Genomic DNA, 19864 nt, shown 5'->3' on the forward strand with positions numbered 1-19864 from the left:
TGCAAACTACCAGCCGCCACCCAGCGCGCGGAACGTTGCCACCGCCGCGCGGGCATTGTCGGCGCGCACACGCGCCTGCTGGTCGCGCGCGGCCAGCAGCAGGCGATCTTCTTCGAGCACTTCGAACAGGCTGACGGCGCCGCCCTTGTAGGCATCCTCGGCCGCGCCGCGGGCGCGCGCGTGCGCGGCCACTTCCACGGCTAGGTCCTTGCTCTGCAATTCCAGCTGGGTCAGGGCGATGATCGCGTTTTCCACGTCCTCGGTGGCGCGCAGCATCGCCTTGCGGTAGGTGGCCAGCGCCTCGGCGTTGGCGCCCCTGGCCTGCGCTACCTCGGCGTCCACCCGCCCGAAGTCGAACAGCCGCCAGCGCAGCCCCGCGGCAGCGGCAGGCTGGAACGCGGCGGCGGTGAACAGCTTGCCGGCGGAAAGGCTTTCGAACCCGAGCAGCGCCGACAGCGACAGCTTCGGGTAGTACTCGGCAGTGGCCACGCCGATGCGGGCGCTCGATGCTGCCAGCCGGCGTTCGGCGGCAATCACGTCGGGGCGGCGTTGCAGCAGGTTGGCGGGGCCTTGCGCCACGGAAATCTGCGGGACCGTGGCGCGTTCGACGGGCGCGAGCAGTTCGGCTGCATACGTGCCCGGATGCGCGCCCATCAATACGTCGAGGCGGTTCAGCTGCGTCTCCAGCTCGATCTGCAGCGGCGGGATGGTCACGCGGGTCTGTGCGAGCTGTGCTTCGGCCTGCGCTCGTTCGCGTTCCGCGCCAACGCCGTCGGCGAGACGGAACTGCACCAGTTCCAGCAGCCTGGCATTGGTCCGCACCTGCTGCTGCGCGATCGCGATGCGCTGCTGCGCGCCGCGCACGCGGAAGTACGCATCGGCGGCTTCCGCGGCCACCAGCACGCGCACGCCCATGTGCTCGGCTTCGGCGGCCTGCGCTTCCGCGCTGGCCGCCTCGGCGCCGCGCCGCAGGCCGCCCGCCACATCGATCTCCCAGCTCGCACCGGCGCCCACGCTGTACACCGTGCTGTTGCGGTCAAAGCCCGGCCGGCTGTTGGCAAGGCTGCCCAGCGGTCCTTCCAGCGATTGGTGCTGTTTGACAACGCTGCCCGACAGCGACCCTTCGGGCAGCAGCGCGGCGCCGGCGTACTGCGCCGCCGCGCGCGCCTGGTCGACGCGCGCGATGGCGGCTGCCAGGTCGAGGTTCTGTTCCAGCGCACGCCGGATCACCCGGGTCAACGCGGGGTCGTCAAAGCCCTGCCACCAACTGTCGAGCGCCGGCGCTTCGCGGGTGGCTTCGCGGGCTTCCAATGCCGCGGCGTGCGGGTAGGCGGCCGGCAGATCCGACGACGGAGTCTGGTAGTCGGGCCCCACCGCGCAGGCGGCGAGCGCGGCCGCCAGCAGCAGCGGCACGGCGCGGGCGATGCCGGCGCCGGGGCGCTGCAGACGGGAGCGCGTGGTGGGATGGATGGCAGAACGGGAGGGATCTTGCGGCATTGCTAACACCTTTCAACGGCGACCTTCAACGACTCGACAGCGGCGGATACTGCACAACCGAAAAACTAACTTGCATGATGATAGTGACTACTCTAGACTAACTTTCAAATTGAAAGCAACTAGATTCTCAGAGGACGCCGATCATGCCGAAAAAGCCCCTTGATCAAATGCCATGTCCCATTGCACGCACCGTGGCCCGCGTTGCCGACAGCTGGAGCGTGCTGATCCTGCGCGAGGCCTTCTATGGCGTGACCCGTTTTGACGAGTTCCAGCAGAACCTGGCGATCGCTCCCAATATGCTCACGCGCCGGCTGAACTCGCTGGTCGAGGAAGGGATGCTGGAGCGTCGCCAGTACTGCGACCGGCCGCCGCGTTCCGAATACATCCTGACCGAACGCGGGCGTGATTTCCGCCAGGTGCTGCTGGCCATGCTGGCGTGGGGTAACAAGCATCTCGCGCCCGAAGGCGAAAGCGTGCAGCTGGCGGACCGGCGCACCGGCGCTCGCGTGGAACCCCTGCTGGTCGACCCTGCCACCGGCAGCCCGGTCACCGGCGCCGACTACCACATTACGCCTGGCCCCGCCGCCAGCGAGCGCGTGCGCCAGCGGCTGAGCCGCTCGGCCGAAGCCTGATCCCGTTCCCCTTTCCAGTTTTCCGACCACCCGATTTCCCGACCCAGCCGCGCCACAGGCGGCGCAGACCCCCGACAGCAACGAGCAGAGAGCAGAAAGGAAGTGCCATGAGTAGCAATACGCTGACTGACCGGGCGGGTGCCGAACCCGTTCCCGAGCCGAAATCCAAAGCCAGTCCCAAGCGCCTGCTGGCGGCCGGCGCGCTGGTTGTCGCGGGTCTGGCGGCCATCGGCTATGGCCACCACTGGTGGACGTCGGGCCGTTACCTGCAGAGCACCGACGATGCCTACGTCGGCGGCGATGTCACGGTGATCGGTGCCAAGGTCGGGGGCTATATTGCCGAAGTCGCGGTGACCGACAACCAGTCGGTCCACGCCGGCGACGTGCTGGTGCGCATCGACGACCGCGACTATCGCGCGGCGCTGGCCAGGGCCGAAGGCGCCGTGGCAGCACAGAAGGCGCTGCTGGCCAACCTGGATGCCACCGCGCGGCTGCAGGAGGCGGTGATCGCGCAGGCCAGGGCGGGCATCACGGCGGCCAATGCCGACACGGTGCGGGCGCACGACGACCAGGTCCGCTACGCCAGCCTGGTGGCCAAGGCAGCCGTCTCGATCCAGAGCTCGCAGAAAGCCGACTCCGACTACAAGCAGGCGCAGGCCAATGGCGACAAGGCGCGCGCTGCGCTGCTGGCGGCCCAGCGCCAGCTTGAGGTCATCGGCACGCAGAAGCAGCAGGCCGAGGCCGCGCTGGCGCAGGCGAGCGCCGAGCGCGATATCGCCAGGCTCAATCTCAGCTATACGGAGCTGCGCGCCCCGGTGGACGGCACCGTCGGCAACCGCCGCGCACGTGTCGGTGCCTTTGCCGGTGCGGGCAGCCAGCTGCTTTCCATCGTTCCGGCCAACGGGCTGTGGGTGGACGCGAACTTCAAGGAAGGGCAGCTGGCCCATATGCGCCCTGGCATGCCGGTCGAAGTGGAGGCCGATATCCTGCCCGGACGCGTCTTCCATGGCCGGGTCGCGAGCCTGGCGCCCGCCACCGGAGCGCAGTTCAGCGTGCTGCCGGCGGAGAACGCTACGGGCAACTTCACCAAGATCGTCCAGCGCGTACCGGTGCGGATCCGCCTCGACGACCAGGACGCCCGGCTGGGGGTCTTGCGCCCGGGCCTGTCGGTCATCGCGCAGGTCGATACCAATCCCGCCAATCCCGCCACGCAGACCACCCCGCGGGTGCAGTGATGACGACGGCCAGCGTGACCACCCCTGCGGCCGCCGTGGCGACGACGCCGGACGCGATGTCCACCGGCGCCAAGGTCTTCGCCTTCGGCACCATGTGCGTGGGCATGTTTATCGCCTTGCTGGACATCCAGATCGTTTCCGCGTCGCTGCGCGATATCGGCGGCGCGTTGTCGGCCGGCGCCGATGAAACGGTATGGGTGCAGACCAGCTACCTGATCGCCGAGATCATCGTCATTCCGCTGTCCGGCTGGCTGTCGCGCGTGATGTCGACGCGCTGGCTGTTCGCCGCCTCGGCGGCCGGCTTCACCGTGACCAGCCTGCTGTGCGGGGTGGCGTGGGATATCCACAGCATGATCGTGTTCCGCGCGTTGCAGGGGTTCCTGGGCGGCTCGATGATCCCGATGGTGTTCACCACGGCTTTCGCGTTCTTCACCGGCCCGCAGCGCGTGATCGCCGCGGCCACCGTCGGCGGGCTGGCTTCGCTGGCGCCCACGCTCGGGCCCACGGTGGGCGGCTGGATCACCGATCATTTCTCGTGGCACTGGCTGTTCTTCATCAACCTGGTGCCGGGCATCTTCGTCACCATCGCGGTGCCGCTGCTGGTCAAGGTCGACCGGCCGAACTGGTCGCTGGTGCGCGGAGCCGATTACCTTGGCATCGTGATGATGGCGCTGTTCCTGGGCTGCCTGGAATACACGCTGGAGGAAGGCCCGCGCTGGGACTGGTTCGACGATGACGTGATCCTGACGACGGCGTGGATCGCCGGCGTGTCGGGCGTGGCCTTCATCTGGCGCACGCTGATCTACGCCAACCCGATCGTCGACCTGCGGGCGCTCAAGGATCGCAACTTCGCACTTGGCTGCTTCTTTTCCTTCGTTACCGGCATCGGCATCTTTGCCACCATCTACCTGACGCCGCTGTTCCTGGGGCGGGTGCGCGGCTTCAGCGCGCTGGACATCGGGCTGGCGGTGTTCTCCACCGGCGTGTTCCAGATGGCTTCGATCCCGTTCTATGCCTTCCTCGCCAACCGCGTCGACCTGCGCTGGCTGATGATGGCCGGGCTGGCGATGTTCGCGGTATCGATGTGGTTCTTTGCGCCCATCACCCACGACTGGGGCGCCGCGCAGCTACTGCTGCCGCAGGCGCTGCGCGGCATGGCACAGCAATTTGCCGTGGCGCCCACCGTGACCCTGACGCTGGGCAGCCTGCCGCCGGAGCGGCTCAAGCTGGCCTCCGGCCTGTTCAACCTGATGCGCAACCTGGGCGGCGCCATTGGCATCGCGGCGTGCGCAACCGTGCTCAACGACCGCGGCAACATGCATTTCCTGCGCGAGGCGGAGCACCTGAATATCCGCAATGAAGCCATGGGAAGCGTGCTGCAAGGGCTCACCGACCAGTTCGTGGCGGCCGGGCACGATGCCCTCGATGCGCATACCGCCGCGCTCAGGCAACTGTGGGGGCTGGCCTGGCGCGAGGCCCAGACGCAGACCTTCGGCGATGCGTTCCTGGTGATCCTGGTCTGCTTCGTCATCGCCACGGCGATGGTGCCGCTGATGCGCAAGGTCGGGGCGCCGAAGGGCCCGTCGGCGGATGCGCATTGATGGGGGCAGCGATGAAAGCCGTTCTGTTCAGACGAGTGCTGTGTGCCGCGCTGATCGCGGGCGGGGCGACGTTGGCTTACGCTGGCAATGAGCGCCCGCGTGACACCGGCGTGGCCTGTTCGCGGGCAGGCAATACGTATTGCAACCTTCAGGAGCCGGCCGCCGGGCGTTTGCCGCAGGGCGCCACGACTGAAGCGCGTGTGACCGATTGATCATTGGTTTTTTGGCAGGGAGAAAGCAATGCATGCAAGAGATGTCGTGCTGTGTCAGCCGGTGCGGACCGCCATTGGCGCCTACAACGGCTCATTGAAGTCCATTGCGGCAACCGAACTCGGCGCCGCGGCGATCCGGGCCAGCGTGGAACGCGCGGGTATCGATCCGGGCGAGGTCGGCAGCGTGGTGTTCGGCAATGTGATCCAGGCCGGCAACCGGATGAATCCGGCACGGCAGGCCGCCATCGGCGCGGGGCTGCCGGTGTCGGTTCCGGCGATGACCGTGAACCGCGTCTGCGGCTCGGGCGCGCAGGCGATCGCCACGGCCGCCGACGAGGTGCGCCTCGGCTATGTCGACATCGCCGTCGCCGGCGGCATGGAGAACATGGACCGCGCGCCTTACCTGATGACGTCCGGCCGCTGGGGCCAGCGCATGGGCGATGCCGTGCTGCGTGACAGCATGCTGTACGACGGACTGCACGACGCCTTCTCGGGCGAGCATTCCGGATGGCATACCGAGGACCTTGCCGCCCGCTATGAGCTCAGCCGCGAGGCGCAGGATCGCTGGGCCGAACGTTCGCAGCGCAATTTCGCGCGGGCACAGGCGAACGGCCGGTTCGCCGGCCAGATCGCCGGCGTGGCGGTCAAGGGCAAGGGCGGTACGACGTCTTTCGAGGTGGATGAAGCCAACCGGCCCGATACCACGCTGGAGGCGCTCGGCCGGCTCAAGCCGGCGTTCCGCCCCGACGGCACCATCACCGCCGGCAATGCTCCCGGGCTCAACAGCGGCGCCGCGGCCATGATCGTGGCGGAGCGTTCGCTGGCCGAAGCCCGCGGGCTGGAGCCGCTTGGCCGGCTGGCGGCCTACGGGGTCGGCGCCGTCGAGCCCGGCATGTTCGGCCTGGGTCCCGTCCCGGCGGTGCGGCAGGCGTTGCAGCGCGCCGGCTGGGCGCTGGGCGACATCGAGCGCATCGAGATCAACGAAGCCTTTGCCGCCGTGCCGCTGGCCGTGGCGGCGGAACTGGGCTTGCCCCACGACATTATCAATGTCGACGGCGGCGCGATCGCCCACGGCCACCCGATCGGCGCGACCGGCGCGGTGCTGACGACGCGCCTGCTGCATGCGATGCGCGCGGACGGCATCCGGCGCGGCATCGTCACGCTGTGCATCGGCGGAGGACAAGGAATCGCGCTGGCGCTCGAGGCCCTGGCCTGATCCGTCGGTTGCCGTCGCAATCAACACCTGGAGGAGCAAACCATGAACATCCAATTTATCGAGGATCTGGCGCCAGGCCAGAAATATGGTTCGGGGCGGCTGACCGTCGAGCCCGAGCGGATCAAGTCCTTCGCTGCCGAGTTCGACCCGCAGCCGTTCCACCTCGATGAAGCCGCTGCCCGCGACACGCTGTTCCGCGGCCTGGCCGCGAGCGGCTGGCACACGGCGGCGCTGACCATGCGCCTGCTGGTCGACGGCGAGCTCCGGCCCGCGGGCGGCATCATCGGCGCGGGCTTCGAGGAGCTGCGCTGGCCCAGGCCGGTGCGGCCCGGCGATGCACTGCGTGTCGAGAGCGAGATCCTGGAGGTGCGGACGTCCAAATCGCGTCCTGACCAGGGCATCGTCAAGGTGCGCATCACGACCTTCAACCAGCATGACGAAGCGGTGCAGGCCGGCGTCGTCAACCTGGTGGTGCAGTGCCGTCCCGGCGGCACGGCGTAGTCGGGAGGCACCATGAAGATACTGGTACTCGGCGCCGGCGCCATGGGCGGCTACTACGGCGCGCGGCTGATCGAGGCGGGCGCGGACGTCACCTTCCTGGTGCGGCCCGGCCGCGCACAGGCGCTGGAACGCCACGGCCTTGCCATACGCAGCGAACTCGGCGACTTCCATCGCCCGGTCAGGACCGCGCTGGCGGGCCAGGTAGACGCGCAGTACGACCTCATCCTGCTGGCATGCAAGACCTACGACCTGGCCGACGCGATCCGGGCGGTCAGTCCCGCCGTGGGCCGGGACACCGCGGTGCTGCCCTTGCTCAACGGGCTCGGCGCCTATGACTCGCTCGACCAGTGCTTTGGCAGGGAACGCGTGCTGGGTGGGGTCGCCTACATTGCGACCACGCTGGCGGCGGACGGAACCGTCATGCACGCCGGCCGCATGGACCGGCTCGTGATCGGGTCGCGTGCCGCGCAGGCGTCGGCAATTGCCGCGGAATTCCACGCGCTGCTGTCGCGAGCGGCGGGCACGCGTGAAATATCGGGCGCCATCGGGCAGGAACTCTGGAACAAATGGGCCATGATCGCCGCCGGGGCAGTGATGACATGCCTGATGCGCGGCTCGGTGGCGGACATCATGAAGACGCAGGATGGCCGCCGGCTGATGCTCGATGCAATGGCCGAATGCCGCACGGTGGCGCGACTGTGCGGCCATGCCATTCCCGAACCCGTTGCGGCCGCCATGCAGTCACGGCTGCTGGACGAAACCTCGACCTGGGCCGCGTCGATGATGCGGGACATTGCGCAGGGCGCGCCACGCATCGAAGCCGACGCCATCGTCGGCGACCTGATCCGGCGCGCCGCCGCCCACGGGAACGAGCTGCCGTTGAGCCGCACGGCCTATTGCCACCTGCAGGTCTACGAGCGCCAGCGCGCTGCCAGCCAGGCTACTGCCTGAACCGCGTCCGCCCACTCAAGCCATCAAGAATCACGACATGACGAATTTTTCCTCCCTGTTGCAACGCACCGAAGGCAGCGTGCGCGTGCTCACCATCAACAACCCGGGCAAGCGCAACGCCATCGCGGCGGATCTTTATGACAACATCCGCGCCGCTCTGGCCGCCGCCGCGGACGATCCGGCGATCGGCGCTATCGTGCTGACCGGCGCCGGCGACTACTTCTGTGCGGGCGGCGACCTGACATTGATCAGCAAGCGGCGCGAACTGACTTACGGCGAGCGCATCGAGAAGCTGGGGCACCTGCACGACGTCGTATGCAAGCTGCGCGACTTTCCCAAGCCGATCGTCGCAGCGGTGGAGGGCGGCGCGGCGGGCGCGGGCTTCTCGCTGGCACTGGCCTGCGACCTGCTGGTGGCATCCGCCGGCGCGGCCTTCTCGATTGCCTATGTAAAAGTGGGGCTGACACCCGATGGCGGCATCACGGGCCTGCTGGCGCAGAGCCTGTCGCGGCAGGTGCTGACGCAGCTCGCGTTGAGCGGCGACCGGATCACGGCCGAGCAGTTGCAGCAGTTCGGCGTGGTCAACCAGCTGGTGGAGGCGGGGCAGGCCGGCGCGGCGGCGATCGCGCTGGCGGCGCGGCTTGCCCAGGGCCCGCAGCAGGCGCTGGCTTCGATCAAGGCGCTGTGCCGGCATGCGCACGAACGCACGCTCGATGACCAGCTCGAAGCGGAACGGGTATCGATGGCCGTGGCCCAGGGCGGCGCAGAAGCCGCGGAGGGCATCGCCGCCTTCCTGGAGAAGCGTCCCGTGGACTTTGCCCGCTTGCGCCGCGGCGATCCGGCATAGCCGCGGCGCACGGCTGCCCGGCATTGCCGCCGGGCATTACTGTCCGACCTACTGGCCGGCGAGCTTCAGGCTCCTGGCGATACGGGTCAGCTTGGCGTGTTCGGTGCTCAGGAAGGCTTGTGCCTGCGCCATCGTCATCGGCTCGATCGCGCGCTGCAGGTTGACGGAGCGCCGGGTGCGGTTTTCCGGGCTGCCCACCCAGGCATTCATGGCTTCCACCAGCCGTGCCGCCACGGGGTCCGGGGTGTCCGGCGGCGCCAGCACCCCTGCCCACTGGCTGTACTCGAAGTCGGCAAGTTCCCTGGTTTCCGACAGCGCCGGCACATCGGGCAGCGACGGATGCCGTGCCTTGCTGGCGACGCCGATCGGCCGGAAGCGGCCGGACTTGATCATGCCGTAGGTCGGGCCGCCCATCGGAATGAAGGTCAGGTCTACCTGCGCACCCGCGATATCGCTGGTGACCGGCGCCGCGCCCTTGTACGGGACTTCCAGGAAGCGCACGCCGGTACGGGCCTGGAAGTCGGCGCCGACCAGGTGGGGTGCCGAGCCTGGGCCCCAGTGCGCCAGCGACAACGGGCGGTTCTTCGGGTTCTTCGCGTAGGCGATGACCTCGTCGACGTTTCTGAACGACAACGTGGGATTCGACACCAGGATGAAGTCGGAAATCCCGCTGAAGCCCGCCAGCTTGAACTTCTCCGGCGCATACCTGGCCGATGCGATGGTCAGCGGCGCGACCAGGAAGTCGATGCCGGTCGTTCCCAGCAGGGTGTAGCCGTCGTTGGCGGCGCGCAGCACGTTCATGGCACAGATCGAGCCGCTCGCCCCCGGCAGGTTGTCGGCAATGACGTTCTGTCCAAGGCTTCGCTTCATCACGACGGCTGCCGCGCGGATCGACTCATCGGCCGGACCGCCGGCGGGAAATGCTACCTTGATCACAACGGGCTTGCCCGGATAGGTTCCTTCGGCGCGCAGCCAGGATGGCGCGAGCATGGCCGGCACGGCGCCGCAGGCCGTTTGCAGCAGGCGCCGGCGCGATAGCTGGATAGTCATGGTTGTCTCCTCTATGGATTGTGCTGGCCGGCAGCGCATCCCGCGATGGGGCGGCTGCCGGCAGGCACTGCTTCTGGTGAGAGCTGCCGGGCGGACTGCGGACTATTCGTAGACCACCGCGTACTTGATCGTCAGCGTCGTGAAGGCCTTGTCGATGCTCGCGACCGCGGCCTCCCGCTCTTCGGCGCTCAGCGCGGACGGCAGCACCAGCGTGGACAGCAGCCCCTGATCGCCCCGGTCGTCGATGCGGATATCGACAAGCGGCACGGGCGACTGCGCATTGACCTCGGCAAGCATCTGCCGTTGCGCCCGCAGCACGGCGTCGCTGCGCAGCGCATTCTTCTGGATCTTGCCGACCGCGGTCTTGGGAATGGCATCGACCAGGTAGAACTGCTTGGGCACGGCGGCGCGTTCCGGGATCACCTCATAAGCGTAGTGCTTGATCCGGCCGAGCGGGTAGGTGCTGCCCGGCTTGAGCGCGACATACGCCACCGGCAGCTCCCCGGCGTGTGCGTCAGGCAGGCCGACCGCGGCGGCATCGAAGACCTCGGGATGGCGATACAGCGCCTCTTCGATCATGCGCGGGTCGATATTGTTGCCCCCGCGGATAATCAGGTCCTTGGCCCGCCCCGTCAGCCAGAAGTAGCCGTCCTCATCCGCATAACCCAGGTCGCCGGTATTGAACCAGCCGCCGTCGAACCAGATGCCCTTGTTCTGCTCGGGATTCAGGTAGCCCGCGAAGATGTTGGGACCGCGCACCACCACGATGCCGGGTTCCCCCGGCGCGCAGTCGCGCTGGATGCGCCCGTCCGCCACCTTGACGACCTTCATCTCCTGGTAGGCCATCGGCAGGCCGATGGAGCCGATGCGGCGCTGGCCATAGCGCGGGTTGGTGGCGCTGAGCGCGGTCCCTTCGGTCAGGCCGTAGCCCTCGAAGATCAGCGCGCCGGTCAGTCGTTCGAAGGCTTCGGCAACGGCCACCGACAACGGCGCGGTGCCGCAGCTGGCCGCCTTGAGCGAGCTGATGTCGGCGTCGCCGACCGGGATATTCAGCGCCATGTTGACCACGCTCGGCACCATGCCGAGCGCGGTGACGCCGAAGTGTTCGACGATCTGCCAGAGGTTGCGGATGACAGAGGGATCGCGCCAGCCGCTGGACGTCAGCATCACCACCGAGGCGCCGCGGGCCAGCGGCATCAGGCAATTGGTCAGCACGCCGGTGACGTGGAACATCGGCACGCCGCAGACGCGGACATCCTCGGGCTGCACGTCGATCTGCATCGCGCTGATCCACGCCATCGCCACTTCATTGCCATGCGTGTGCAGCGCCAGCTTGGGCGTGCCGGTGGTGCCGCCGGTATGGAACATCGAAGCGGTGTCCGCCGGGGAGAACACGCGCTGGCTGTCGAGCGAGTCGCCGTCGAAGCGCTCGAGCGCGGCGTCCAGGTCGACGATGCCCGGCTCGCTCGCCTTGCCGCCGCCCGCCTTGATCCAGTGCTGCACGCCGGGCAATTCGCGGCGCACCAGCATGGCCTTGTTCCAGGCTTCGATATCCGGGTCGGGACCGTAGGCGATCACCGCCTTGGCGCCGGCGTTGCGCAGCAGCGCCGCGATGATCTCGGGCTCGAGCATCCAGTTGACCGGGCAGGCGATGCCGGTGGCCTCGCTGCCCCAGATCGCGTACTGCGATTCCGGCGTTACCGGCATCAGCACCCCGATCACGTCACCGGCGCCGAGGCCGAGCGAGTGCAGCAGGTTGGCGGTCTGCGTGATGCGCCCGAACATCTGCGCATGGGTGATGGTGACCGACTTCGCCAGTTCGTCGCCGGAGGTGAAGTAGTGCAGGGCGGGCGCCTCCGGCGCGCGGTCGCGCGCCAGCCGCAGCAACTCATAGGTGCTGTCGGGCAGGCGGCGCTCGGCCAGCGGTGTCTGCTCGAAGCGGCGGATATCGGCAAGCGCCGTCACCGTCAGCCTCGGCCGGTAGGGGTCTGGCTGCACCAGGTTGGCGGCTGCCTGCACGCGTGTAGTGAGCTGCGTCATGATCAGACTCCGCGATAGACCGGACGGCGCTTGTTGAGGAATGCTTCGCCGCCTTCATGCATGTCTTCGGTGCTGAACAGCGTGGCAAAGGCCAGCTGTTCCAGCATCAGCGCGGTATCCAGCGTGGCGTCCTGGCCGTTGTTGATCATCAGCTTGGCCATCGCGATCGAGTGCGGCGACTTCTCGGCAATGCGGTGCACGTAGGCTTTGGCTTCCGCCAGCAGTTCGTCCGCGGGCACCACCTTGTTGACCAGGCCGATGCGGTAGGCCTCGTCGGGCTTGATGATTTCGCCGGTAAAGATCATTTCCTTGGCGCGTGTCGCGCCGACCAGCCGGGTCAGCCGCTGCGTGCCCCCGCGTCCCGGGATCAGGCCGACGTTGGTCTCGGTCTGGCCCATCAGGGCATTGTCTGCGGCGACGCGCAGGTCGCACGCCATCGCGAGCTCCAGGCCGCCGCCAAAGCACGGTCCGGCGATGGCCGCGATCACGGGGATGGTGCTGTGATGGATCAGCGCCCACAGGTCGGGCGCGCCGCTGGTCGGCACGAAGGCTTCGATCGGGCGGCGCGCGAGCATTTCGGGAATGTCGCCGCCCGCCACGAAGGCCTTGGTGCCGCCCCAGAGGACGATGCCGCGGACCGTCCGGTCCGCCATCAGCGACGACAGCGCCGCGTAAAGGTCGCTGCGCAGTCCCGTGTTCAGCGCGTTGTACTTCTCCAGCCGGTTCATGGTGACGACGGCGCAGGGGCCGTCGCGGTCGATGAAGACGGTGTCGTACTCGGTGATATCGGTCATCGGTGTCTCCGTTATCGCTATGGGGTGCTTAGTGGATGAACTCGAACAGGCCGGCTGCGCCCATGCCGCCGGCGGCGCACATGGTCACCACGCCATATTTGGCCTTGCGGCGGCGGCCTTCGAGCAGGATGTGGCCGGTCTGGCGCGCGCCGGTCATGCCATAGGGGTGGCCGATGGCGATGGCGCCGCCATTGACGTTGACGCGCTCCAGCGGCAGGCCGAGCTTGTCGATGCAGTACAGCGCCTGGCAGGCAAAGGCTTCGTTGAGCTCCCACAGGTCGATGTCGTCGATGGAAAGCTCGTTGCGCTCCAGCAGGCGCGGCACCGCGCGCACCGGGCCGACGCCCATTTCGTCCGGTTCCACGCCGGCGGTGGCCAGGCTGACAAAGTAGCCGAGCGGTTCCAGGCCGCGGCGTTCGGCCTCACGCTCGGACATCACCACCAGCGCGGCGGCGCCATCGGACAGCTGGCTGGAGTTGCCGGCCGTCACCTGGTAGCCCTCGCCCTTCACGGCGGGCAGCGCACCCAGGCCCGCCACCGTGGTGTCGGGACGGACCCCTTCGTCGGCCTCGAGCAGGCATTCCACCGTCGACGTCTCGCCGGTCACCTTGTCCTTCACCGCCTTCACCGTTGCCAGCGGGACGATTTCCTCGGCGTAGCGGCCTGCCTTCTGTGCTTCGACGGTGAGCTGCTGGCTGCGCAGGGCGAACTCGTCGGAGCGCTCGCGCGACATGCCATAGCGCTCGGCCAGGATTTCGGCCGTATCGATCATATGCAGGTAGACGTCGGGGCGATGCTTCGCCAGCCACGCCTCCTGCTGGGCGACCTTCAGCGTGACCGGCTGCGACAGGCTGATGGATTCGACGCCGCCCGCCACCATCACCGGCACCTTGTCGATCAGCACGCGCTGCGCGGCAAACGCGACCGCCTGCAGGCCGGAGGCGCAGAAGCGGGTCAGGGTGGTGCCGCTGACGGAGACCGGCAGGCCGGCGCGGATGCCGCCTTGCCGGGCAACGTTGCCGCCGGTTGCGGCGATGGGCTGGCCGCAGCCGAAGATGATGTCCTCGACTTCAGCGCCGTCGATTCCCGCGCGCTGGACGGCATGCTGGATGGCATGGCCCGCCATGGTTGCGCCATGGGTCATGTTGAATGCGCCCCGGGTGGCTTTGCCGATCGGGGTGCGGGCAAACGAAACGATCACTGCACGCGACATGGATTCTCCTTTGGAGTGGATGGAAGGGGGCGTTGACGGCCCGCCGGATCGAATATAGACAGTGGATAGATTGGGGCGCCTGTGGTTGCGTCGGACCGCAATCGGAAGCGTGAGAGGCCGGATGCTTCGCTTGCCTGGTTGCGCCAGTGCGGTCAGGCGCGGGCACTCAGTGTATCCACTGTCTACATCCTAGGATTGCCGTTGCAACGGCGTCAAGGAGTCGTTGGGCAAGCTCGGGTTTACCACCCCGTCAAAGCGTTGGCATCGCGGCGCCAGCCGATTGGGAGCGCTAGGGGTTAGCACTAGGGGCAAATGGCGTCCCGTTCCTTGACGCTGGCCGATGCGCTCCCTACGATATAGACGCTGGATACATTGAGCGTCCGGCCATGCGGTGACGGCATCGCAGCAGCCGAAAGGAGCAGATATTGGAATTCACTGGCACACAGGTAATCAATGCTTCCAGGGCAGAGGTCTGGAAGCGGTTGAATGATCCCGCGACGTTGCAGCAGTGCCTGCCGGGATGCGAGCAGTACGGGCAAGCGGAGGATGGCAGCTATGACGCGGTCATCGTCGCGGCAGTCGGGCCGATCAAGGCCCGCTTCAAGGGAACCGTCCGCTTTTCCGGCCACGAAGAAGGCATCGGCTATCACATCGAAGGCAACGGCAGCGGTGGCGTCGCGGGATACGGCAAGCTGGGCGCCGATGTCCGGCTGGAAGACGCCGATGGCGGGACCTCGCTGCACTACGTGGCCGTGGCCCAGATCGGCGGAAAGCTCGCACAGATCGGATCTCGCCTGGTGGGTTCCGTGGCGAACAAGTTCCTCGCGGAGTTCTTTTCCCGCTTTGAGCGACTGGTCACGCAGGAGATGGAGCGAAGTGCCTCCTCCCTTGAAGCGTCTTCCTAAGCAAGCTTCCGGATGGAGCGTAGTGCACCAAAAATTTTTTGACCTTTAGTATGATGATCGTAATACTATACGCATCGCGTCGACTGATGCTGAAGGTGATAACGGAGACACAGAGGCGACCGTGAAAATTGAAAACACCATCAATGGCGTGACCGGTGTGACCGAGATCGAGCCAAGGCGGCTGCTGGTGCATATGCTGCGGGACCAGAAGCACCTGACCGGCGTCCATATCGGTTGCGATACGTCGCAATGCGGCGCCTGCACGGTCCTGCTGGACGGCTCGACCGTGAAGTCATGCACGGTGCTGGCCGCGCAAACCGACGGCTGCGAACTGCGCACGATCGAGGGAATGGAGCATGAGCGCACGACGGAGGCCCTCAAGCAGGCCTTCAACGAACTGCATGGCTTGCAGTGCGGTTTCTGCACGCCGGGAATGCTGCTGGCGGCGCGCGCGCTGCTCGGGCACCAGCCGGAGCCGGCCGAGGCCGATGTCAGGGAGGCGCTGCATGGCAACCTGTGCCGCTGCACCGGGTACCAGAACATCGTCGATGCGGTGCTGCTCGCCGCGACCAGGCTGCGGGAAGCGCAGGCCGTGATGCAAGTGGAGGCCTCCAGATGAGCGAAGCACTGAACGGCAGCACGACCCGGTATATCGGCAAGTCGGTCACGCGACGGGAAGACAAGCGGCTGATGAGTGGCCAGGGCAGGTTTACCGACGACCACCGGTTCCCTGGCATGGTCTACGCCGCCTTTGTCAGGTCGCCATATGCCCACGCCAGCGTCACCGGCATCGACACCTCGGCCGCGCGCGCGCTTCCCGGCGTGGTTGGCGTGCTGACCTACGCGGATATCGAGGGCAAGGTCGGCGACATCCGGCCGAACTGGGTGGTGGGCAATTCCAGGGTGCCGCCTCATCCGGCCCTCGCGGCGGAGCGCGTGCGGTACGTCGGCGAAGCCGTGGCGATGGTGGTTGCCGGGAGCCGGGAAATCGCGGCGGATGCGGCCGAACTCGTCTCGGTGAGCTACGAGGAATTGCCGCCGGTCGTCGATGCGGAAGCCGCGCTGGCGGACTCCGCGCCCCAGCTCCACGATAACGTGCCGGGCAATCACATCGGCACTTTCCGGCTCAAGGGCGGCAGCTACGAGGACGCATTGAAACGGGCCGACCGCGTCGTATCGATCCGGCTGGTCAACCAGCGGCTGATACCCAGCCCGCTCGAACCCCGCGCCCTGTGCGCAAACTTCGACCCGGCCGACGAGCGCCTCACGTTTATCGTCCCGACCCAGGTCCCGCACATGTCGCGACGCTGGCTGGCGGAAACCCTGCGCTGGCCCGAGCACCGGGTCCGGATCGTGGCACCCGATATCGGCGGCGGATTCGGCGCGAAGATGCACTTCTATGCGGAAGAGGTGTTGGTGGCGTTCGCTTCCAGGCATTTCGGGCTCCCGGTGAGCTGGACCGAGACGCGCAGCGAGAACTTCGTCGCGACCACCCATGGCCGTGCGCATACCGAGTATGTGGAAGCCCCCGTCACCAGCGACGGCAAGGTGCTGGGGATCCGCTTGCGCTCGTACGCCAACCTCGGCGCCTACCTGTCGAACATGGCGACGGGCATCCCTACCGTCAACACGGCCAACTACATCACGGGAAACTACCGGATTACCTCGGTCGACGTGGAAGTGAACCTGGTGACGACCAATACCACGCCGGTCGACGCCTACCGCGGCGCCGGCCGGCCGGAAGCCGCATACATCATCGAGCGGCTGATGGACGCCGTGGCGGGCGAACTGGACCTGGACCCGGTCGAACTGCGGCGCCGCAACCTGGTGCAACCCGACCAGTTCCCATATCTGCCGCACGACGGCGCGCGCGGCAAATGGGACTCCGGCGATTACGAAGCCTGCCTGAACCAGGCAACCGAGCTGATCGGCTACCGGCGCTGGCGCGAGCAGCAGGCGGCGCTGCGCGAGCAGGGCAGATATATCGGCATTGGCGTGATCTGCTATCTGGAGCTGGTCGGCATGGGCATTTCGCCGATGCTGGAAAAGGTCGGGTTCAACCGCGGCGGCTGGGAAAGCGCGCATATCCGCGTGCACTCCGATGGCAAGGTCACGCTGTTCAGCGGCTCGATGCCGCAGGGCCACGGCCATGCCACCAGTTTCGCGCAGATCGTCGCGGATGCCTTGCAGCTGCCGATGGCAGATATCGACGTCGTGCAGGGCGACACCGACCGCGTGCTGGCTGGCCACGGCACGTTCAACTCACGCTCGATGCCCGTGGGCGGCAGTGCCGCCTACATGGCAGCGGGCAAGATCCTGGCCAGGGCCAGGCGCATCGCCGCCTTCATGCTGGAAGTCCCGGAAGAGGAAGTGAACTATGCAGATGGCCGTTTCTCGAGCGCAGCCAATCCCACCGTTATCCCGTTCTCGCAGGTTGCAAGAATGGCATACCTTGCGCACAAGCTGCCCCGCGATTTTGAAGCAGGGCTGGATGAACGCGTCTTCTATGAGCCGGTCGCCCTGGGAGCGCCGAATGGCTGCCATGCCGTGGTTGTGGAAGTCGATGCCGAGACGGGCGTCGTGACGATCCTCGACTATGTGGCGGTCGACGACGTCGGGGTCCTGATCAATCCGATGCTTTGCCACGGCCAGATGCACGGCGGCATCGCACAGGGTATCGGCCAGGCGCTGTATGAGGAAGCCAGCTACGACGATGCCGGGCAGTTGCTGTCCGGTTCGCTGCTCGACTACGGCTTTCCGCGCATCGAGCAGATCCCCCGCATGCGCACCGGCTTCCATGTCTCGCCGGCGCCGTCGAATCCGATCGGCGTCAAGGGCATCGGCGAGGCGGGCTGCGTCGGTGCGCCGCCCGCGGTGGTGGCGGCGGTTTGCGATGCACTGAAGCCATTCGGCATATCCCATCTCGATATGCCGCTGACGCCGCCGAAGGTCTGGCGTGCCATCCAACAAAGCCGGAGCGCGACATGATTCCCTACGAAGTCGAATACCTCAGGGCCGGCAGCGTGCAGCAGGCACTCTCCCTGCTGGTCCAGAATCCCGAGGCGAAGATCCTGGCCGGAGGCCACACGCTGCTGCCGATGATGAAGCTCAGGCTGGCGCGGCCCGCACTGCTGGTGGACATCGGCCGACTGCCCGAGCTGCGTGGGATCGCGGTCCATGAGGAAACCATTTCCATCGGCAGCGCCACGACGCACGCCGAACTCGAGGCGAGCGCGGAACTGAAGCAGCTGGCGCCGTTGTTCCCGCTGGCCGCCGCGGTGATAGCCGATCCGACCGTCAGGAACCGCGGCACCATCGGCGGCGCGCTGGTGCACGCGGATCCGTCGGCGGACTGGCCGGCTGTCGTGCTTGCCATGGACGCCGAGATGGAAGTCGTCGGCGCACACGGGAGCCGGCGCATTCCGGCGCCGGAGTTCTTTGCCGGCTTCATGGCGACTGCGGTCGCGCCGGACGAAATCCTGACGCGCATCCATGTGCCATTGCCGGCGCCGGCACGGGTTGGCTACCGCAAATTCCGCCATCCGTCGTCGGGCTATGCGGTGGCCGCGGCGGCCGTTGCGATCAACATCGGCAAGGACGGCTATACCTGGGGGAGGATTGCCATCACCGGCGTTGCCGATACCGCATTCCGCGCCTGGGAGGCCGGGGCGTTGCTGGAAGGCAGCTTCGCGGACCTGCCGGACAAGGTCGACGACATCGTCGAAGCCGCGTTCGCCAACGTGCCCCCGCTGGAGGACAACTTTGCCGATGGGGCATACCGGCTGCAACTGGGCCGGGTGATGCTGAAGCGCGCGCTTGCCGATGCGCTGAAGGCGCCGGGCACAACCTGAGTCTCCCGAGGGAGAGGTCACGTCTGCGCGGCGCTGCGTGACCTCGCCTTCGGTTTGCTTGCGGCGGCCTCGTCGGCCGCCGCGGCTTTTTTCTTATGGCCCGCTGCCAGCAGGCCGGTCAGCACGAACTGCTGCACGCTCTGCCGCCATTGGGCCAGCGCCACGCGCGGGCGCGGGCTGGGCCCCGTTGGCCTGGCACTGAAGAACATGCTGACGCCATGCATGGCCGACCAGGCGCAGCGCACCATCATGTCGTCGAACTGCTCGGCAAGACCGTTCTCGCGGAAGTAGTCCTGGACGGCTCCCGACAACAACTGGTAAGAAGCGCTGCCTGCTTCCAGCAGTTCCGGATACCGCTCCTTATCCTCGATCTGCGGCCCGAACATCAGGTAGAACAGCGCGGGATGCTTGACGGCGAACTCGATGTAGCCATCCATGATCGTCAGCAGCCGGGCCTCGGCGCCCATCTCGGGCGACAGGCGGGCGCGCCGCACCGCGACCAGCTCCCGGAACCCTTCTGTAGCGATCGCGGCCAGCAGGCCCTCCTTGTCGGAAAACTGGTTGCGCGGCGCGCCGTGCGAGACCCCGGCGAGCTTGGCCGCGGAGCGAAGCGTCAATCCATGGACGCCCTGGCTGGCGAGGATCTCGCGGCCGCAACGGATCATTTCTTCCCGCAGGTTGCCATGGTGATAGCTCTGGCGGGCCGGGCGCTTGGTGGTGGTGGTCATGAAAATGCGGGTCGCGGTTTCGTCAGGCCTCAATATTAGCGCCAACCCGTCGCGTGTTCGCTTGTTGCGGCGCGCAGGCGTGCCAGCTACCGGGCGGGCTGCAAAAGGACCGCAGAGGGGCCGCTAACGTACCTGGGCGTCGATGACCTGGATGTCATCGAAGACGATCGGCGAGCCATCGGCGCGCGACAACGGCGGCGCCACGATCTCGCTGCCGGTCTGCTTGTCGACGAAGCGCTTGGCGCGCCGCTTGGGTTCCGCGACCCATCGCTCCGCCCACGCCTTGAGGCTCAGGTACGTCGGCAGGAAATCGCGCGCGCTGTCGGTCAGGAAATAGGCGCAACGCGTGCTGCCCTCGAGCCTCCTGCGCTCCAGCAGGCCATGATCGGTCATCGCCTGCAGCCTGGCGCTCAGGATGTTGGAAGCGATGCCGAGCCGGCGCTGGAACTCCTCGAACCGTGTCGACCCGTAATACGCTTCGCGCAGGATCAGGATGACCCAGCGCTCGCCCAATACTGCCGATGCATGTGCCACGGGACAGGGCATCGCGAGGAAGCGGGCTTGGCTCATGTCGGCTCGGGTGCTGTAGGC

At 67.3% G+C, this 19864-nt stretch carries 18 protein-coding genes; 11 read left to right on the forward strand and 7 right to left on the reverse strand.

The window, feature by feature from the left end:
- Nucleotides 1-6 precede the first annotated feature (6 nt).
- On the reverse strand, nucleotides 7-1497 hold the full coding sequence (locus IPF36_RS07295) for an efflux transporter outer membrane subunit (protein WP_255519698.1): 1491 nt from the start codon (nucleotides 1495-1497) through the stop codon (nucleotides 7-9).
- A gap of 143 nt (nucleotides 1498-1640) precedes the next feature.
- On the opposite strand from IPF36_RS07295, the gene IPF36_RS07300 reads away from it, so the two are divergent.
- From IPF36_RS07300 to IPF36_RS07330, 7 genes are all read left to right on the forward strand, one after another.
- Nucleotides 1641-2129, forward strand: coding sequence for a helix-turn-helix domain-containing protein (locus IPF36_RS07300; protein WP_133096236.1), 489 nt, complete (start codon nucleotides 1641-1643; stop codon nucleotides 2127-2129).
- Nucleotides 2130-2236: 107 nt separating this feature from the next.
- A complete protein-coding gene (locus IPF36_RS07305) occupies nucleotides 2237-3364 on the forward strand; it encodes an HlyD family secretion protein (RefSeq protein ID WP_195427653.1) in 1128 nt (375 codons plus the stop codon).
- Nucleotides 3364-4965 carry a DHA2 family efflux MFS transporter permease subunit gene (locus IPF36_RS07310; RefSeq protein WP_195427654.1) on the forward strand — a complete coding sequence of 534 codons (1602 nt, stop codon included), beginning with the start codon at nucleotides 3364-3366 and terminating at the stop codon, nucleotides 4963-4965. Before IPF36_RS07305 ends, IPF36_RS07310 begins: the two co-directional genes overlap by 1 nt.
- A gap of 240 nt (nucleotides 4966-5205) precedes the next feature.
- Complete coding sequence (locus tag IPF36_RS07315) at nucleotides 5206-6393, forward strand: thiolase family protein (RefSeq protein ID WP_195427655.1); 1188 nt, start codon at nucleotides 5206-5208, stop codon at nucleotides 6391-6393.
- Nucleotides 6394-6435: 42 nt separating this feature from the next.
- Nucleotides 6436-6894, forward strand: a complete 459-nt coding sequence (locus IPF36_RS07320; RefSeq protein ID WP_133096231.1) for a MaoC family dehydratase — start codon at nucleotides 6436-6438, stop codon at nucleotides 6892-6894.
- A gap of 12 nt (nucleotides 6895-6906) precedes the next feature.
- Nucleotides 6907-7845 carry a 2-dehydropantoate 2-reductase gene (locus IPF36_RS07325; protein ID WP_135705316.1) on the forward strand — a complete coding sequence of 313 codons (939 nt, stop codon included), beginning with the start codon at nucleotides 6907-6909 and terminating at the stop codon, nucleotides 7843-7845.
- 37 nt (nucleotides 7846-7882) lie between these two features.
- Complete coding sequence (locus tag IPF36_RS07330; RefSeq protein ID WP_195427656.1) at nucleotides 7883-8692, forward strand: oxepin-CoA hydrolase, alternative type; 810 nt, start codon at nucleotides 7883-7885, stop codon at nucleotides 8690-8692.
- A 48-nt stretch (nucleotides 8693-8740) separates the two neighbouring features.
- Here IPF36_RS07330 and IPF36_RS07335 read toward each other — a convergent pair whose 3' ends face one another.
- The 4 genes from IPF36_RS07335 to IPF36_RS07350 all read right to left on the reverse strand — a co-directional run bounded on the left by IPF36_RS07335 (nucleotide 8741) and on the right by IPF36_RS07350 (nucleotide 13789).
- Nucleotides 8741-9742, reverse strand: a complete 1002-nt coding sequence (locus tag IPF36_RS07335; RefSeq protein WP_195427657.1) for a tripartite tricarboxylate transporter substrate binding protein — start codon at nucleotides 9740-9742, stop codon at nucleotides 8741-8743.
- Nucleotides 9743-9844: 102 nt separating this feature from the next.
- Complete coding sequence (locus IPF36_RS07340) at nucleotides 9845-11782, reverse strand: acyl-CoA synthetase (RefSeq protein WP_195427658.1); 1938 nt, start codon at nucleotides 11780-11782, stop codon at nucleotides 9845-9847.
- Between the two features lie 2 nt (nucleotides 11783-11784).
- Nucleotides 11785-12576, reverse strand: coding sequence for an enoyl-CoA hydratase/isomerase family protein (locus IPF36_RS07345; RefSeq protein ID WP_135705312.1), 792 nt, complete (start codon nucleotides 12574-12576; stop codon nucleotides 11785-11787).
- 28 nt (nucleotides 12577-12604) lie between these two features.
- The gene (locus IPF36_RS07350; protein WP_195427659.1) at nucleotides 12605-13789 is read right to left on the reverse strand and encodes an acetyl-CoA C-acyltransferase; all 1185 of its coding nucleotides are present in this window, start codon (nucleotides 13787-13789) and stop codon (nucleotides 12605-12607) included.
- 425 nt (nucleotides 13790-14214) lie between these two features.
- On the opposite strand from IPF36_RS07350, the gene IPF36_RS07355 reads away from it, so the two are divergent.
- From IPF36_RS07355 to IPF36_RS07370, 4 genes are all read left to right on the forward strand, one after another.
- Nucleotides 14215-14694: a carbon monoxide dehydrogenase subunit G gene (locus IPF36_RS07355; protein ID WP_195427660.1), complete on the forward strand. Its 480-nt coding sequence runs from the start codon at nucleotides 14215-14217 to the stop codon at nucleotides 14692-14694.
- 121 nt (nucleotides 14695-14815) lie between these two features.
- Nucleotides 14816-15313 (forward strand): (2Fe-2S)-binding protein, encoded by a 498-nt coding sequence (locus tag IPF36_RS07360; RefSeq protein WP_368671121.1) that lies wholly within the window; start codon nucleotides 14816-14818, stop codon nucleotides 15311-15313.
- On the forward strand, nucleotides 15310-17682 hold the full coding sequence (locus IPF36_RS07365) for a xanthine dehydrogenase family protein molybdopterin-binding subunit (RefSeq protein WP_135705309.1): 2373 nt from the start codon (nucleotides 15310-15312) through the stop codon (nucleotides 17680-17682). The genes IPF36_RS07360 and IPF36_RS07365 overlap by 4 nt, the downstream gene beginning before the upstream one ends.
- Nucleotides 17679-18545 carry a xanthine dehydrogenase family protein subunit M gene (locus tag IPF36_RS07370; protein ID WP_133096221.1) on the forward strand — a complete coding sequence of 289 codons (867 nt, stop codon included), beginning with the start codon at nucleotides 17679-17681 and terminating at the stop codon, nucleotides 18543-18545. Before IPF36_RS07365 ends, IPF36_RS07370 begins: the two co-directional genes overlap by 4 nt.
- A 17-nt stretch (nucleotides 18546-18562) precedes the next feature.
- Here IPF36_RS07370 and IPF36_RS07375 read toward each other — a convergent pair whose 3' ends face one another.
- A complete protein-coding gene (locus tag IPF36_RS07375; protein ID WP_133096220.1) occupies nucleotides 18563-19273 on the reverse strand; it encodes a TetR/AcrR family transcriptional regulator in 711 nt (236 codons plus the stop codon).
- 123 nt (nucleotides 19274-19396) lie between these two features.
- Nucleotides 19397-19843 carry a helix-turn-helix domain-containing protein gene (locus IPF36_RS07380; protein ID WP_133096219.1) on the reverse strand — a complete coding sequence of 149 codons (447 nt, stop codon included), beginning with the start codon at nucleotides 19841-19843 and terminating at the stop codon, nucleotides 19397-19399.
- Nucleotides 19844-19864 lie beyond the last annotated feature (21 nt).

Origin of the sequence: Cupriavidus sp. IK-TO18 (assembly GCF_015549295.1) — a bacterium.
Lineage (GTDB): Bacteria > Pseudomonadota > Gammaproteobacteria > Burkholderiales > Burkholderiaceae > Cupriavidus > Cupriavidus oxalaticus_A.